Origin of the sequence: Methanobrevibacter wolinii SH, from assembly GCF_000621965.1 — an archaeon.
Taxonomy (GTDB): Archaea; Methanobacteriota; Methanobacteria; order Methanobacteriales; family Methanobacteriaceae; genus Methanarmilla; species Methanarmilla wolinii.
In genome coordinates this window covers 5276-20151 of sequence record NZ_KK211377.1, presented here as the reverse complement: position 1 = coordinate 20151, position 14876 = coordinate 5276, and the positions used below count along the sequence as shown (strand labels likewise).

Annotated in this window: 12 protein-coding genes and 6 tRNA genes; 6 read left to right on the top strand and 12 right to left on the bottom strand. The window is 25.5% G+C overall.

Annotated features, from left to right (window positions below; genetic code table 11):
* Positions 1-53: 53 nt before the first annotated feature.
* Positions 54-758 carry a DNA/RNA nuclease SfsA gene (sfsA, locus tag T523_RS06705; protein ID WP_042708177.1) on the bottom strand — a complete coding sequence of 235 codons (705 nt, stop codon included), beginning with the start codon at positions 756-758 and terminating at the stop codon, positions 54-56.
* Positions 759-931: 173 nt separating this feature from the next.
* A complete protein-coding gene (locus T523_RS06700; protein WP_042708176.1) occupies positions 932-2491 on the bottom strand; it encodes a bifunctional ADP-dependent NAD(P)H-hydrate dehydratase/NAD(P)H-hydrate epimerase in 1560 nt (519 codons plus the stop codon).
* A gap of 184 nt (positions 2492-2675) precedes the next feature.
* Here T523_RS06700 and T523_RS06695 point away from each other — a divergent pair, with 184 nt between their 5' ends.
* Complete coding sequence (locus T523_RS06695; RefSeq protein WP_052334670.1) at positions 2676-3824, top strand: NAD-binding protein; 1149 nt, start codon at positions 2676-2678, stop codon at positions 3822-3824.
* Between the two features lie 217 nt (positions 3825-4041).
* Here the strand turns inward: T523_RS06695 and fhcD are convergent, their stop codons facing one another.
* Together fhcD and T523_RS06685 are read right to left on the bottom strand one after the other, a co-directional pair.
* On the bottom strand, positions 4042-4929 hold the full coding sequence (fhcD, locus tag T523_RS06690; protein ID WP_042708175.1) for a formylmethanofuran--tetrahydromethanopterin N-formyltransferase: 888 nt from the start codon (positions 4927-4929) through the stop codon (positions 4042-4044).
* A gap of 272 nt (positions 4930-5201) precedes the next feature.
* A complete protein-coding gene (locus T523_RS06685; RefSeq protein ID WP_084486455.1) occupies positions 5202-6311 on the bottom strand; it encodes a UPF0104 family protein in 1110 nt (369 codons plus the stop codon).
* A 210-nt stretch (positions 6312-6521) separates the two neighbouring features.
* Between T523_RS06685 and T523_RS06680 the strand changes: the two genes are divergently transcribed.
* Positions 6522-7997, top strand: coding sequence for a TrkH family potassium uptake protein (locus T523_RS06680; protein WP_042708174.1), 1476 nt, complete (start codon positions 6522-6524; stop codon positions 7995-7997).
* A gap of 118 nt (positions 7998-8115) precedes the next feature.
* Here T523_RS06680 and T523_RS06675 read toward each other — a convergent pair whose 3' ends face one another.
* The 8 genes from T523_RS06675 to T523_RS06640 all read right to left on the bottom strand — a co-directional run bounded on the left by T523_RS06675 (position 8116) and on the right by T523_RS06640 (position 10326).
* Positions 8116-8763: a potassium channel family protein gene (locus tag T523_RS06675; protein WP_042708173.1), complete on the bottom strand. Its 648-nt coding sequence runs from the start codon at positions 8761-8763 to the stop codon at positions 8116-8118.
* 190 nt (positions 8764-8953) lie between these two features.
* Positions 8954-9111: transfer RNA gene (locus T523_RS06670), tRNA-Trp, on the bottom strand.
* Positions 9112-9270: 159 nt separating this feature from the next.
* Positions 9271-9684, bottom strand: coding sequence for a Holliday junction resolvase Hjc (hjc, locus tag T523_RS06665; RefSeq protein ID WP_042708171.1), 414 nt, complete (start codon positions 9682-9684; stop codon positions 9271-9273).
* 152 nt (positions 9685-9836) lie between these two features.
* A tRNA-His gene (locus T523_RS06660) sits at positions 9837-9912 on the bottom strand.
* 27 nt (positions 9913-9939) lie between these two features.
* Positions 9940-10022: transfer RNA gene (locus T523_RS06655), tRNA-Leu, on the bottom strand.
* Positions 10023-10069: 47 nt separating this feature from the next.
* Positions 10070-10144, bottom strand: a tRNA-Glu gene (locus tag T523_RS06650).
* 30 nt (positions 10145-10174) lie between these two features.
* Positions 10175-10248 (bottom strand) — tRNA-Ile (locus T523_RS06645).
* A gap of 5 nt (positions 10249-10253) precedes the next feature.
* Positions 10254-10326: transfer RNA gene (locus T523_RS06640), tRNA-Asn, on the bottom strand.
* 428 nt (positions 10327-10754) lie between these two features.
* Between T523_RS06640 and T523_RS06635 the strand changes: the two genes are divergently transcribed.
* The 4 genes from T523_RS06635 to hisE all read left to right on the top strand — a co-directional run bounded on the left by T523_RS06635 (position 10755) and on the right by hisE (position 14686).
* Complete coding sequence (locus T523_RS06635; RefSeq protein ID WP_042708170.1) at positions 10755-11750, top strand: radical SAM protein; 996 nt, start codon at positions 10755-10757, stop codon at positions 11748-11750.
* 439 nt (positions 11751-12189) lie between these two features.
* Complete coding sequence (gatB, locus tag T523_RS06630) at positions 12190-13542, top strand: Asp-tRNA(Asn)/Glu-tRNA(Gln) amidotransferase subunit GatB (protein ID WP_042708169.1); 1353 nt, start codon at positions 12190-12192, stop codon at positions 13540-13542.
* Positions 13543-13558: 16 nt separating this feature from the next.
* Complete coding sequence (locus tag T523_RS06625) at positions 13559-14380, top strand: CBS domain-containing ParB/RepB/Spo0J family partition protein (RefSeq protein WP_042708168.1); 822 nt, start codon at positions 13559-13561, stop codon at positions 14378-14380.
* A gap of 15 nt (positions 14381-14395) precedes the next feature.
* Positions 14396-14686, top strand: a complete 291-nt coding sequence (gene hisE / locus T523_RS06620; RefSeq protein ID WP_042708167.1) for a phosphoribosyl-ATP diphosphatase — start codon at positions 14396-14398, stop codon at positions 14684-14686.
* The last annotated feature ends 190 nt before the right edge of the window (positions 14687-14876 follow it).

Genomic DNA, 14876 nt, shown 5'->3' with positions numbered 1-14876 from the left:
AATATTAAATTTTACTAGCATTAGAAAAACTACAGTCATTTAATAAAAATATACTATTTTTCAAGTGTAAAATCTAAAGATTTACCAATAAGCTCTACTTTATCAAGAGTATTATTAGATTTATAAACTAAAATCTCAACACCTTCATTATAAGCTGTTTTAAGAGTAGATGAGAAATCATAATCATTTTCCCAATTAGGTCTAAAATAATTACCAGCAGGATGTTGAATTAAAAAAAATACAACTGCCCTATGACCAGATTTTTTAAGTTTAATTAATTCTTTAAGATGTTTACAACCTCTTACTGTAGGTGCATCAGGAAACTGTGCAAATCCATCTTTTATAAGAGTAACACCTTTAACTTCACAATAACAATCTTCAATTATATTACCATCATTTACTTTAGCAAGATAAATATCAATTCTAGATTTATCATAAGTTTTTTCTCTTTCAATAATATTATAACCTAAAAGTTCCCTAACTTTACCTGATTTTATTCCATCAAAAACTATTCTATTTGCATCTTGAGAATATAATGAAACAAGTTCACCTTTATTTACAACAAATAAAAGAGAATATTTTGTTTTTCTATTTGGATTATCACTTGGTAATAAATAAACTACTACACCTTCAACTAAAAGTTCTTTACATCTACCAGTATTTGGAACATGAGCTTTAACTTCAATTCCATTAATATCACATATAGCAATAAAACGATTAGGTCTACTTTTAAATATAGCTTTTAGAAAATTAGACATAAAATCACTAATAAAAATAAAAACTCTGTTGAAATTTATTTTATTTAATATTTAAAAATCTATAAACCTATTTTATAGAAAAATAATTATTTCAAATTTAAATAGCTTCAACAAAGTCAATTAATATCAAACTAAAAAAATAATTTAGAAATAAAAATTTTAAAAATAAAAGATTATTTAATAATATTAGCCATTAATGCACCTAAATATTCAGTTAAATCAGTTGCTGAAAATCCATATCCTTGTTTATTCATAGCTAAATCACCAGCACGGCCATTAAGATATACAGCAAGAGAACCAGAATCAAAGGAATTTAAACCTTGAGAAAGTAAACTTACACATATACCAGATAATGCATCACCAGTACCCCCAACAGTCATTCCTGGATTTCCAGTTATATTAACCTTAAATTTATTATTCTGCATTATAAGATCATATTTACCTTTTAAAACAACAGTACCTTTAATAGATTTTACAATAGTTTGTAAAGTTTCTATTTGACTATTGATTAAATGATAATCTTCATCTTCAGATATATTCTTAAGAGAATCTGGGTCAATACCAGATTCTTTAATTATTTTATTAAAGAATGTTTTAAATTCAAATAAATGAGGAGTAATAATTAAATCATCCCTATTTTTAATTAAAGATAAATCAACTTGTTTTAAAGCATCAGCATCTAAAACCATTGGTTTTTTGATTTTATGAACTAAAACATTGAAAAGTTTTCCTGTTTCTTCATTTATTGTTGCACCAGGACCTAAAAGTACTGCATCAACATTATTAACCATTTCTAGAATATCATCTAAATTTTCAAGTGATAAATAATCACCTTTAAGTCCTTTAACAATTAAATCAGGAGATAATGATTTAATAGCTAAACTTGCAGGATCTGGACTTGCAACATATACAAGATCTGCTCCAGAAGAAATAGCAGACATTCCTGCAATAGCAGGAGCACCAGAATAATCTTTACTTCCCCCTACAATTAAAATTTTACCGTTTTTACCTTTATGAGAATCTAAGTTTCTATGGTTTAATTTAATTAAATCACCAAAACCAACAAATAATTCAGCTTCAAGAGGAATTCCAATATCACATGTTACAAGTCCTCCAACTAATTCTTTATCTGCTAATTTAAGACCCGTTTTTACCCTATGGAATGTAATAGTATAATCTGCTTTAACAGAAACATCATCAACTTCACCAGTTAATGGGTCAAGACCAGATGGAACATCTACTGAAATTTTAAGAGCTTTAGAATCATTAATTATTTCAATAGCACGTTTAACTTTAGGTCTTAAATTTCCTTTAATACCTGTTCCAATGATTCCATCAATAATTATATAATTACTTGAAAATTTAAGATTATCAAAATCAGATAATTCCTTAATATAAAATATAGATAAACGTGAAAGACGTGGCACCATATTATTAAGTACATCAAGATTTCTTTTAGCGTCAGCAGATTTAATTTTATCTGGAGTATATAAAGAGTAAACTTCTACTTCAAAACCCCTATTTAAAAGATACCTTGCAGCAACAAAACCATCTCCACCATTTCCTCCAGAACCTGTAAATATTGCAATTTTAACAGGATGGGAAAATTTATGAGTTGCAATCTTAGCAGTTTCATCAGAAAGAGATTTACCTGCAGCTTCCATTAAACAAATTCTGTTAAGACCAATATATTCACAATTTAAATCTGTAACTGTCATGTCAATTGGATCCATAATATCACCTAATTTAAAATATTATAAAAATAAATAATTTAATAATTATATAATATTTTAATATACAAATATTAAAAATTTTATTAATTAAATTCTATAAAAAATATTAGAAATTAATTTTATTAAAATAAATAAAATTAATTAAAATCCTTAAAAATAATCCATTAAATATATTGGTGTTAAATTGAAGAGAAATAATGAAAAATTAAAAATAAAATATCCTGCAAAATCAACATTAATAGGTATTACATTCATATTAATAATTTTCACATATGGTATTTTAGGGTCTATTTATATTATGCATTTAAATCTAGAAGATGCATTTTATTTTACAATGATAACAATTGCAACTGTAGGATATGGAGATATAACACCAGTAACATCTTTACAAAAATTATTTGTAACTATATTAGCATTTGATGGAATTGGAATAATAGCATATATTTTTACTGTAATAATAGATAATTTCTCTGAAAGACTTGAAAAATCAAGAAGTGGTTCAGAAATGAGAAAAAAATTAGAAAACATGAAAAATCATTATATAGTATGTGGTTATGGTAGAGTAGGTTCTGTAGTAATAAAAGAATTACTTAAAAGAGACCAAAAAATAATAATTGTTGATAATAATAAAGAAATTATAGAAGATCTTAAACAACGTGATTCTATTTTAAATAATAATAATGTTTTAGTATTATATGGTGATGCTACAAATCAAGAAACAATGGATAAATTTAATATAGAAGATGCATATGGTTTAATATTAACAACTGGAAGTGATGTTAACAATGTATTTATTGTTTTAAGTTTAAGAGATAGAGCACCTGATGCATGGATTATATCAAGAGCAAGTAAAAGAGAAAATATCCAAAGATTATATAATGCTGGTGCAGATAAAGTAATTTCTCCTGAAACAAGTGGAGGATTAGATTTATTCCTTGCTGCAATAGAACCTTACCTTATTAGGATTACTGATATTAATAAGAAAGAACTTATTGAAAAAGAAGTTAATATTATCTTGAAACATGGATGTAATATTGAAAGTGTAGAATATCATCTTCCAGGTATTAAAAAACCATTTAAAAGAGAAGTTTCTATAAAAACTGAAAAAGATTTTAAAGAACAATTAAAAGAAAGAATGAATAGTCAAGAGTCTTTTGAAGTATTAAGTAGTGGAACACACTCACAATTAATAAGTGGACCTAATAAACAAGCTGTTAATAAAGTAATTGAAGAACTAAAAGAAAATAATTTATTAATTGGAGTAGATATGACTGATGAAGAATTATTTAAATTAAATAAAGAAAACCTTAAAGAAATATTTGAAAAACAATGATTAACTAATTATTAACTTTTTTTAAATAATATTAAATTATTAAAATCTTATTTTTTATTAAAATTAACATTTAAAGATTAAATTTAAAACTATTTTAAAAATTAAAAAGCTTAAATTAATTAAAATAATATATAAACAACTTATTTAAAAATAGAAATTACAGAATATAAAATTATAATTTAAAAAAAGATAAATAGTTATAAAAAATTATAACTATCTATAAATCTTGTAAATGGAAATGGTATGGACCTAAATCTCCACCATAGTTTCCAGCACTAATTTTAATAATACCAGGAACTTGGCAAGCAGCATTAATTCCTTGTTTCATAGCTTCTTTAACAGATTCTTCATCAGCACCATCAATAACAATTTCCATCATACCTTCAACATCATCAGGTAAGTCTGAATCAACTTTATCTTTTAAAGTTACACACATTTTTTCATTAGTTGAAGCATTCATGAATTTAGAGTATTTATTGGATCCTACTTTAGAACCAGAAGCAACCATTCCTCCAGGGAAAGGAGTTACTACTCCAGGTACTGAGTGAATTGCATCTACAGCAGCTTCAGCAGCAGTAATAGCACTAAGTCTACTATCACCCATAATAAAGAAGTTACCTCCAGCAACACCATCTTTGTATCCTAATTTAGCTTCTACTAAGAAGTCACCAGACATTATAGGAATAGCATGCATTTTCCTTCCATCAACTTCAGTTTCGTATTCAAAACCATCACCAAAGAATCTAAGTTTTGTACCAGTATTAAGAGTGTCTTCTGAATCAAGTGCATTAAATACAGCAGCAGTAGGAGCAGTTAAAAGACATTGACCTACTCTTTCAAGTAATTCATGATCTAAAGCTTTTTTAGACATATGACAAATCATAATTGCATAACCAGGTCTTCCATCAGGAGTTTCAGAAGGAGGTACATAACAATCAATACCTGCTTCTGCAGGACAACCAATAACAGAAGTACCATATCCAGTAGCTTCAGTAGCTGCAATATGTGCTAAATGTTTAGTAGCAGCAGTAACAATCATTCTTGAAACTTTAATTCCAAATCCTTCAGCAAAAGTATCATCTATTTCTACACCATTTATTTCCATTATTTCACCTAATTTTAAGATTATATTGAAAATAATATAATATTATATTATACATTTTTAATATTTTATTTAAATATAAAATAAACTTTTCTATTTTAATTGAAAGTATTATAAACTAAATACAGAAATTAAATAAAAAAAATAAAATCCAATATCAAAAGAAAAAAATAAACAAAATACAGAAAAATAAATAAAAAAATAAAATCCAATATCAAAAGAGAAATAAGTTAAAAACAAGAATAGTGTTTAAAGAAAATATAAAAAATAAAATATTATTTCTTAGTATTTTCATGCATTTTTTTAATATTATCAACTGCACTGTTTACTTCACTTAAATTCATATTATTAATTGCAGGTTTAGGTTCTTCTTTAGGACCAGTAATATTATCAAGAACATTAATACCATATTTAGGAATAGTTAATAAACCAAGGAAAGTAGTCATCCAATAAGATATTAATCTTTCTACAACAGTAGCAGCTGCACTTATTCCAGATGGTATTCCTGCAGATGCAAATAATAAAATCATAGTTCCATCAATAAGACCTACACCACCAGGTAAAATTGGAATAAAACCAATTAAGACTGAAAGAATAAAAGATTCTGCAATTATTAATGGAGATACAGGATAACCAAATGCCATGAATACAACACAAACACGTGAAATTTCAAGTATCCAAATTAATAATGATAATGGTAATGCATATAATGTTAACTTTTTATTTGAAATAGTTAACTTCATAGTATCTTGAAAACCATTAACTGCTTCAATTAAACGTTTTTCTCTTTCTTCAGTATTTTTTTTAGAAAATTTATAAAGTAACCAGACTAAAGCATCTGTAACTTTTACTCCAAAACTTTCATTAATGGACATATAAATAATTGCAATAACAGCAAGAATTACTACAATAACTGCAATAATTAAACATGCAATAATCCAAGTTGCAAGAGAATAATTAAAAATAACTAAAATTAATGTAAGTATTGCAAGTAAAATAAATGGAAATGTATCAAATGCTCTATCAGCAATAACTGTTGCAAATGTAGATTCAAATGGAATATTTGATTCTTTAGTTAGAACATAAGCTCTTACAGGTTCTCCACCACCACGTCCACTTGGAGTAATGTTATTTACTGCTAAACTTAACATGACCATAGGAAATAAATCATTAAAATCAGTATTAATATTTACAATTTTATTAATAATTTCCCATCTCAATGTATATAAAGCATAAACCACGATTTCAATAAGTATTGCAAGAATAACATAAAGAATATTTGACATTCTTAATGCATTAAAAACCTCATCAATACCAATAAACCATAACATTACACCCATTATAATTAAACCAAAAATCAAAAATAACAGAGTCTTATGTTTCATAATATAACCTTATAAAAAATTTTTTAATAAATAAAGAATTTGAATTAAATAAATTATTTTAATATTTATAAATATTAGTATAAATAATTATTTTAAAAAAAGTTTAAGTTATAATTATTTACTATTTTTAATATTTAAACATGTAAAAATGAATAAAAAAATTAGTATTTAAACATAAAATATTTTAAATAAAAAATCAAATTTTAATTAATGAAATATATAAACACAATGGATATAAAAATCATTGCATATTATTTAGGAAAAACAATGCAATTAACAGGAATAGCACTACTTATACCTATTATAATTGCAATTTTTTATAAAGAAACACCAGAAATAATTGGATTTATAATATCAAGTGTTATATCATTAATAATAGGAACATTATTTACTAAAATAAATATTAATACATCAAATATTAAATTAAAAAATGCAATGATTATATCAACATTAACATGGATTTGGGCTAGCTTTTTAAGTGCACTTGTAATGAAAATAAGTTTACAAATACCAATTTTAAATGGTATTTTTGAGAATATGTCCTCATTAACAGGTACAGCACTTTGTTTATATCAAAATGTTGAAGCATTTCCAAAATCTATCTTATTTTTAAAAAGTTTTGAAGGATGGTTAGGTGGTTTAGGAATAGTAATTATTAGTGTAGGAATTATTATCAGAAAAGGAACTGCTGCAGCTAAATTATACAAATCAGAAGCAAGGGATGAGAGAATAAAACCAAGTATAGCAAATACAATGGAAAAAACAATTGAAATATATTGTATTTATACTATGATTGGAATAATCTTATACTTACTTGCAGGAATGCCTATATTTGATGCAATAAATTTATGTTTTTCCTCAATATGTACTGGTGGAATGAGTATTAAAAATGCTAATGTAGGTTATTACCATAATAATATAATTTACATAATAACAATGGTACTAATGATTATAGGTACTATAAGTTTTCCAGTTCATTATAAAGTATTTAAAACTAAAGGAAAAGCGATTATTGATGATGTTCAATTTAGAGCTATAGCTTTCTCTATAATAGTAACTACAATAATTATATACTTCTTAACAAAAGCTATGCCTATTGAAATATTATTTACAGTAATTTCAGCAATTACATCTACAGGAGCTTCAGTTGTACCAATACCAAAATTATTAAGTTGGAAAGATGCTTCATTAATCTTTTTAATGTTACTTATGATAATAGGAGGTTCATCAGGATCTACTTCTGGTGGTGTAAAAATTATTCGTATTATAACTCTTTTAAAAGGAATATTAAAAAATATTATAGAAATCTTATCTCCTGAAGGAAGAGTTATAAAAGTAACTATAGATAATAAAGAAATCTCAACAGGAGCAATAAAAGAAGCAGGATCATATGTTTTTATAACTTTCATTTTAATATTTGTAAGTTGGATTATATTGATTTTACATGGCTACGATGGATTTAAATCATTATTTGAAATTATCTCCGCAATAAGTAATAATGGATTAAGTGCAGGTATTACAAATATTAACATGTCTCCAAGTGTTAAAATTATTATGATATTAGATATGTTAATGGGAAAACTTGAAATTATTCCTGTTCTTGTAACTATAAGAGAATTCTTTGAAATATTTAAACCAACAAATAAACAAAAAAGAGCACTTAAGGAAAGATTTAATAGAAATTAAACAATTAATTTATGATTTAAAAAAAGTTCTTAAATTTAAAATCTAATCAATAAAATCTTTAAAACAATAGTTAAAATAAGTTATATAAAAATAGAAAATGAAAATTAAATTAAAAAGACTATTCAAATTTTTTTTCAGTCTTTTTAAGAGCATTTCTTTTAACAAGAATAGAAATTTTTTCTCCTTTTGTTAATATATCATCTTGTTGAGGAATGTTTAATTTTCCTTCTTTATATGTTGCGATTATAATATAATCTTCAGTAGGTGAAATCTCATAAATAGGTTTACCAATTACTTTTTTATTTGTAATAATCATATCTAAAATTTCAGCATCACCTTGACCAAAAGTAGTTAAGTCTGCAACATTTGGTCTTGTAATAATTTTTTCAAGATATCCTGCAGCTGTTTTTTCAGGACTTATTACATTATCAATTCCAACTTTAATAAATGCTTCTTCATGATCAGTATTACTTACACGAGCAATAATTTTAGGAACCCCATAATCTTTAACTAATATACAACTAAGTAAGTTAGTTTCATCATTACCAGTAGTTGCAACAAAGAAATCAGCATCTTCAATATTAGCTTCTTCTAATGTTTTTGTATCGGTTCCACTACCACAAATAACTAATGCATCTAATTCAACAGAAGCATTATTAGATAATTCTTCATTACTTTCAATAAGAGTAACATCATAACCGTCTTCAATTAATAATGAAGCTAAAGAAAGACCTACACGTCCTCCTCCCATAATAATTGCATACATTAAAAAACACCTAACATTTTTTATTAAAGAAAAAAATAATTAATTAAATATTATTATAATATTTCTGAATTTAATATTAATAAAATTATCCCTTAAAAAATAATTTAAATAATCAATTAAAATTCAAAATAAAAAGTTAAATTAGATTAAAATTATTAAAATTCATAAAAAAAATAGTTTTAAATAAAAGTGGGGTCACAGGGATTTGAACCCCGATCCTAGGATTTCTCTTGTCTCAGTACTCCAATTGATCATCATTCTGTATCAATTTATACTGTCAGACTACGCGCTAAATTTTCTTCAAAGACAACTGGAGTCCCAGATGATGCCAGGTTACACTATAACCCCAAAACGAATAAAAAAAATCATTATTATATTTAATATAATAACAACAATAGTTTTGTAAAAATTAATATTTAAATGTTTTGATTTTTGTATGATTGTATTAAAAAAAATAATTAAATAAGATTAAAAAATTTAAAATTTTTATAAAAATTATAATTATAATTATAAATCAAATTTAACTTGTTTATCAATCTGAGTAATTTCATCTAATTCCAAACCATTTTCAATTACATAATCCTTTTCAACTTTATAATTATTATTTTTAGTTCTCTCAATATTTTTAGGTTCTAAAAAATACCATTTTGTATACTTAAATTTAACACCTAAATATGGTTTTGCTCCAAATATTTTTGAAAATTTCTCTAATTCATCAATTTGGGGAAAATCAATATAAATTTTATCTTTAACTGTAGTTTTAACTTCAATAGCCAAATAAATTTCACCATTACCAGCAATAACATCAGGTAAAGGTCTTTTAGTAGCTCCACCAGAAGCAGGAGCTCGCATAGCTGCAAAATTTCTATCCCATAATTTATGAACTAAATCTCTTTCTTCTGTTGAACCTTTTTTAACCATAATATAACCTTTTTTATAAAAATAAACAATAATATTTTCTATTTATAAAATTATTATACTTATACTTAATTAGACCCCATAAGAAAACTAATATAAAAATAATAAAAAAATATTGAAATTAAATAAGTAATAATTAAAATAAGTAATAATCATGGGGCCGGGGCCGAGATTTGAACCCGAGTCGCAGGATCCACAGTCCCGTAGGATGACCGCCTACCCTACCCCGGCAAGTGAATAAATAATAAGTTAGATTAATGCGGGAGCAGGGATTCGAACCCTGGTAGACCTGCGTCAACAGGTCCTAAGCCTGTCCCCTTTGGCCGCTCGGGCACCCCCGCTTCGGATAAAGGGACAATCCCTAAAAAATCAACTATAATAATAAAAATGCTCCGTTCGGGATTCGAACCCGAGTCTCCGGCTCGAAAGGCCAGAATGATTGGCCGGACTACACCAACGGAGCATGAGAAAAAACATCAAAATTATTGTAACATGGGCCCAATGGGGTTCGAACCCATGGCCTTCCGGTTATGAGCCGGACGCTCTACCTGGCTAAGCTATGGGCCCAAAAGCGCCATCGACAGGGCTCGAACCTGTGACCAATCGGTTAACAGCCGAACGCTCTACCTACTGAGCTACGATGGCATATAAAAAACCCATCTCAACCAAGTATAAATTACCCATGTTTAAAATGCAATAATTTTAAACAGTAAATAATAGTTTAGATAACATCATATATAAATGTTTCTATTTTTACATGAATAATAATAAAAAAATTAAATTTCCTCAAAAATTAATTTTCATAGTAAAATTATCTTATTATAGTTATAAAAAATATACTATATAAATTTAATGGTTTACATTTAAATATAATATAAATAAAACTAAAAAATAAGAATAATAATATTATATTTAAGAATAAAATGGCTTTGTTGAAATCCTTAAGATTTAAAATATAATTTTAATATAATTTAAAAAATGTACTTTAGAAAGTTAATTTTTAAATAAAATAGGATTTCAACAGAATCAATATAATAAAATTATATAAATAAAAAGATTTAGTAGAGATAAAAATGAATATTATAGACAAAAATGGAGAATTACTTGATTTAATTAAAAAAGCAAATGAAATAACATTGAAAAACCATTCAAATAAAATTTATCTTGAAAGAGCAATCTTTTTATCATGGTACTGTGACAAAGGAGATTGTGCATTTTGTTATATGAGTACACAAAAAGATAAAATATTAAATCCAAGTAAAGCAAAAAGAAGAATTCCAAATATATTAGCAGAAGCTGAAATGTGTAAAAGATTAGATTGGAATATTGAGTTTTTATCTGGAGGATATAAAACTTTTACAACAAAAGAAATAAAAGATATTGCTACCGAAATTAAAAACATTACTAATAAAGGAGTTTGGTTAAATACTGGAATTACAAAAGATTTAGATATATATGGTAATGAAATTATTGGAATTACTGGTGCTGTTGAAACTGTAAATCCAAGTTTACATGAAAAAATATGTCCAAGTAAACCTTTAAATGAAATAAGTGAAATGTTAGATACTGCTAAAAATCTTGGGTTTAAAAAAGCAATAACTATTATATTAGGTTTAGGTGAAACCTTAGATGATATTGATTATTTAATACAATATATTAAAGATCATGATATTGATAGAGTTATATTCTATTCATTAAATCCACATAAAGAAACAATATATGCTAATAGCTCACAACCTGCATCATTATATTATGCTAAAGTAGTATCAACTATTAGACTAAACTTCCCAAAACTTGAAATTATATGTGGCACATGGATTGATAATTTAGCAAATATAGGAATTTTAATATTAAGTGGAGCTAATGGTATTACAAAATTCCCATTATTTAAAATGTTTGGTACAAAATATGGTAAAAGAGTTGAAGAAGAAGTAAAATGGACAGGTAGAGAACTTCAAGGAACTTTTACTGATAAAACTAAACTAGGTCCTGAAAAAAGCCAATACAATGATAAATTAGACAAATATATTAAACGATATATTAAAGAATCATTGAAAAATAAATATTAAAAATTTCTTGAAAGATATTTTTATTTAAAAATTTATTTTTACTAAACTCATTAATTTAAATATAAAAATTATATTCTAAATTTTATAATATTAATAAACCTATTAATTTTAAATATAAAAATTATATTTTAAACTTAGAAATAAACTAAAATAGTATATTTTCATTAAATTTAAAAAAAACATGTAAAAAAAAATTTATTTTAAATAATAAAATTAAAAAAACCAATAAATAAAAGATTAATTAAAAAGAAAAAAATTTAATTAAAAATTACTTTCTAATAATAAAGTAAAAAATCTTAAGAAATCTTTATTAATAAAATAAAATAAAAATTAAATTTAATATATAAAATATATAATACTATTTTAGAAGTATATTTTTTATAAAAATTATTTAATTATTAAAAATTCCAAAAAAATACTTGGAGGAATTATTATCGAAATGAAATGTGGACTCGAAATTCACGTACAACTTGAGACAAAATCAAAATTATTCTGTAATTGTCCAACAAATTATAAAGAAGCTCCTGCAAACACAAATATTTGTCCTGTTTGTTTAAATCAACCTGGAGCTAAACCATTACCTACAAATGAAAAAGCAATTGAAAATGCATTAATGATTTCATTAATGTTAAATTGTAAAATTACAAAAGATACTGCTTATTTCATGAGAAAACATTATGATTATCCGGATTTACCTTCAGGATACCAAAGAACATCAGTTCCTATTGGATATGAAGGAGAATTAAATGGTGTAAGAATTAGAGAAATACATATGGAAGAAGATCCAGGTCAATATAAACCAGATAAAGGTACTGTTGATTTTAACCGTTCAGGAATACCATTAATTGAAATTGTAACTGAACCAGATATGCATTCTCCAGAAGAAGCTCGTAATTTCTTAAAACAATTAATTAGAATACTTGAATATAGTGGAGGAGCTCGTGGTGAAGGTACTATGAGAGCAGATGTAAACGTTTCTATTGAAGGTGGAAACAGAGTAGAAATGAAAAATATTAACTCCATTAAAGGAGCATATAGAGCTCTTAAATACGAAGTTGTTAGACAAAAAAACAACATGAAAAGAGGTATTGAAATTAAACAAGAAACTAGAGCTTACCTCGAATCACAAATGATTACTGTTTCTATGAGATCAAAAGAAAATGCTGATGATTATAGATTCATACCTGATCCAGATTTACCACCAATGGAAATACAAGATGAAGAAATAGAAGAAATTGCAGAAACTATGCCAGAAGCTCCATATAATAAAGCTAAAAGATTTGTTAGTGAATATGGAATTGATCAAGAAACTGCAACAGTATTAACATCAGAACTTGATTTAGCAGATACTTATGAAGAAGTTGCTAAAGAAGTTAATCCAAAATATTCAGCAAACTGGATGAGAGATGAACTTAAAAGAGTTTTAACATATAATAAAATAACTTTTGCAGATAGTGAAATTAGTGCTAAAGATATTATAGAACTTATAAATTTACTTTTAAACAAAGAAATTACTGTTAAAGCTGGTCAAAGAATTGTAGAAAAAATGCCAAATAATGAAAAATCACCAAAAGAAATTGGTGAAGAATTAGGATTAATGGGTGTTGTTGAAGAAGATGCAATATTAAATGCTGCTAAAAAAGCAATTGAAGAAAATCCTAAAGCAGTCAATGATTATAAAGAAGGACAAAAAGCTTCAATTAATTTCCTTGTTGGTCAAGTAATGAGATTTACTAAAGGAAAAGCAGATCCTGGTGAAACTGTAAAAATATTAAAAGACTTAATCGAATAAATTTGAAAATGGTGTTATGATGTCAGACAAGGCTCTTGTAAAAGATTATATGACAAAAAATGTAATTAGTTTAGAAGAAAATACTCCTTGTGAAAAAGTAATCCAAATAATGAAGAAAACAGGGCACGATGGATTTCCAGTAGTTAACTCTGATGGAAATATAGTAGGCATAATAACCACCTATGATTTATTATTAAAAGATTGGTCTGAAACTATTAAAGAAGTTATGTCAAGAGATGTAGTAATTGCTAGAGAAGACATGGCTCTTAATGATGCTTCTAGAGTAATGTTTAGGCAAGGTATTTCAAGAATGCCTGTAGTAAATAAAGAAGGCCAACTTAGTGGCTTTTTAACAAACACAGATATTGTAAGATCACATATTGAAAGATCTACACCTACAAAAGTAAATTATTATAAAGATACTTTATCTATGTTATATGATACAAAAGCAACAGTAAAAGAAATGAAAGTACCTATTAAAGACATTAGACCTACTCAAGATAAAATATATGCTGATGAATTAGATGGAAGAATTTATGAGCTTAAACGAGGATTAGCAGAACCTGCAATTGTAGTACACACTGGAAAACGATGGATTTTAATTGATGGTCATCATAGGGCAGTTGCATCAGTAAAACTTGGATGTGACTATATTGAATCTTATGTTATAACATTAGACAAAGATATAAAACTTGGAGTTGAAAAAACTGCAGACAAATATGGAGTTTACAATCTTAATGATATTTATATAATTAATGATGATCAACATCCACTTATTGCAATAACTGAAAGTATTAAAGAAAATAAAGATAAAAAAATTGTAGGTAAAAAAATTTAATAAACAAGTGGTATAATGACTGATGAAAAAGTATTAAGAGAGGTATATGAAGTTTTAGAAGGAAGAAGAGACAATCCTATTGATTCATATACTTCTAATATTATGAAAGATAGCGATAAAAAAGCTGAAGATAAAATTTTAGAAAAAGTTGCTGAAGAATGTGGAGAATTCATTTTAGCATCTAAAAATGATGAAAATCTCGTTTGGGAAGCAACAGATTTAATATTCCATACTTTACTTCTACTTGTATATAAAGGAGTAGAATTTGATGAAATATTAGATGAATTTGCAAGACGTAGAAAATAAATATTCTACTTCTTTCTAAAATTTAATTTCCAAATAATAAAAAAAAACTAATTTTAAAAAAAAAACAAAAATAAATCTTTCTAAAATTTAATTTCCAAATAATAAAAAAAAACTAATTTTAAAAAAAAAAAACAAAAATAAATTAAATAAAATAGATTTTATTGAAACATCCTAATTTTTAAAAAAAAAA

Bases quoted from the DNA above. Each gene is read 5' to 3' on its own strand.
- sfsA (WP_042708177.1), bottom strand. From the start codon at position 758: ATGTCTAATTTTCTAAAAGCTATATTTAAAAGTAGACCTAATCGTTTT.
- T523_RS06700 (WP_042708176.1), bottom strand. From the start codon at position 2,491: ATGGATCCAATTGACATGACAGTTACAGATTTAAATTGTGAATATATT.
- fhcD (WP_042708175.1), bottom strand. From the start codon at position 4,929: ATGGAAATAAATGGTGTAGAAATAGATGATACTTTTGCTGAAGGATTT.
- T523_RS06685 (WP_084486455.1), bottom strand. From the start codon at position 6,311: ATGAAACATAAGACTCTGTTATTTTTGATTTTTGGTTTAATTATAATG.
- T523_RS06680 (WP_042708174.1), top strand. From the start codon at position 6,522: ATGAAATATATAAACACAATGGATATAAAAATCATTGCATATTATTTA.
- T523_RS06675 (WP_042708173.1), bottom strand. From the start codon at position 8,763: ATGTATGCAATTATTATGGGAGGAGGACGTGTAGGTCTTTCTTTAGCT.
- hjc (WP_042708171.1), bottom strand. From the start codon at position 9,684: ATGGTTAAAAAAGGTTCAACAGAAGAAAGAGATTTAGTTCATAAATTA.
- T523_RS06635 (WP_042708170.1), top strand. From the start codon at position 10,755: ATGAATATTATAGACAAAAATGGAGAATTACTTGATTTAATTAAAAAA.
- gatB (WP_042708169.1), top strand. From the start codon at position 12,190: ATGAAATGTGGACTCGAAATTCACGTACAACTTGAGACAAAATCAAAA.
- T523_RS06625 (WP_042708168.1), top strand. From the start codon at position 13,559: ATGATGTCAGACAAGGCTCTTGTAAAAGATTATATGACAAAAAATGTA.
- hisE (WP_042708167.1), top strand. From the start codon at position 14,396: ATGACTGATGAAAAAGTATTAAGAGAGGTATATGAAGTTTTAGAAGGA.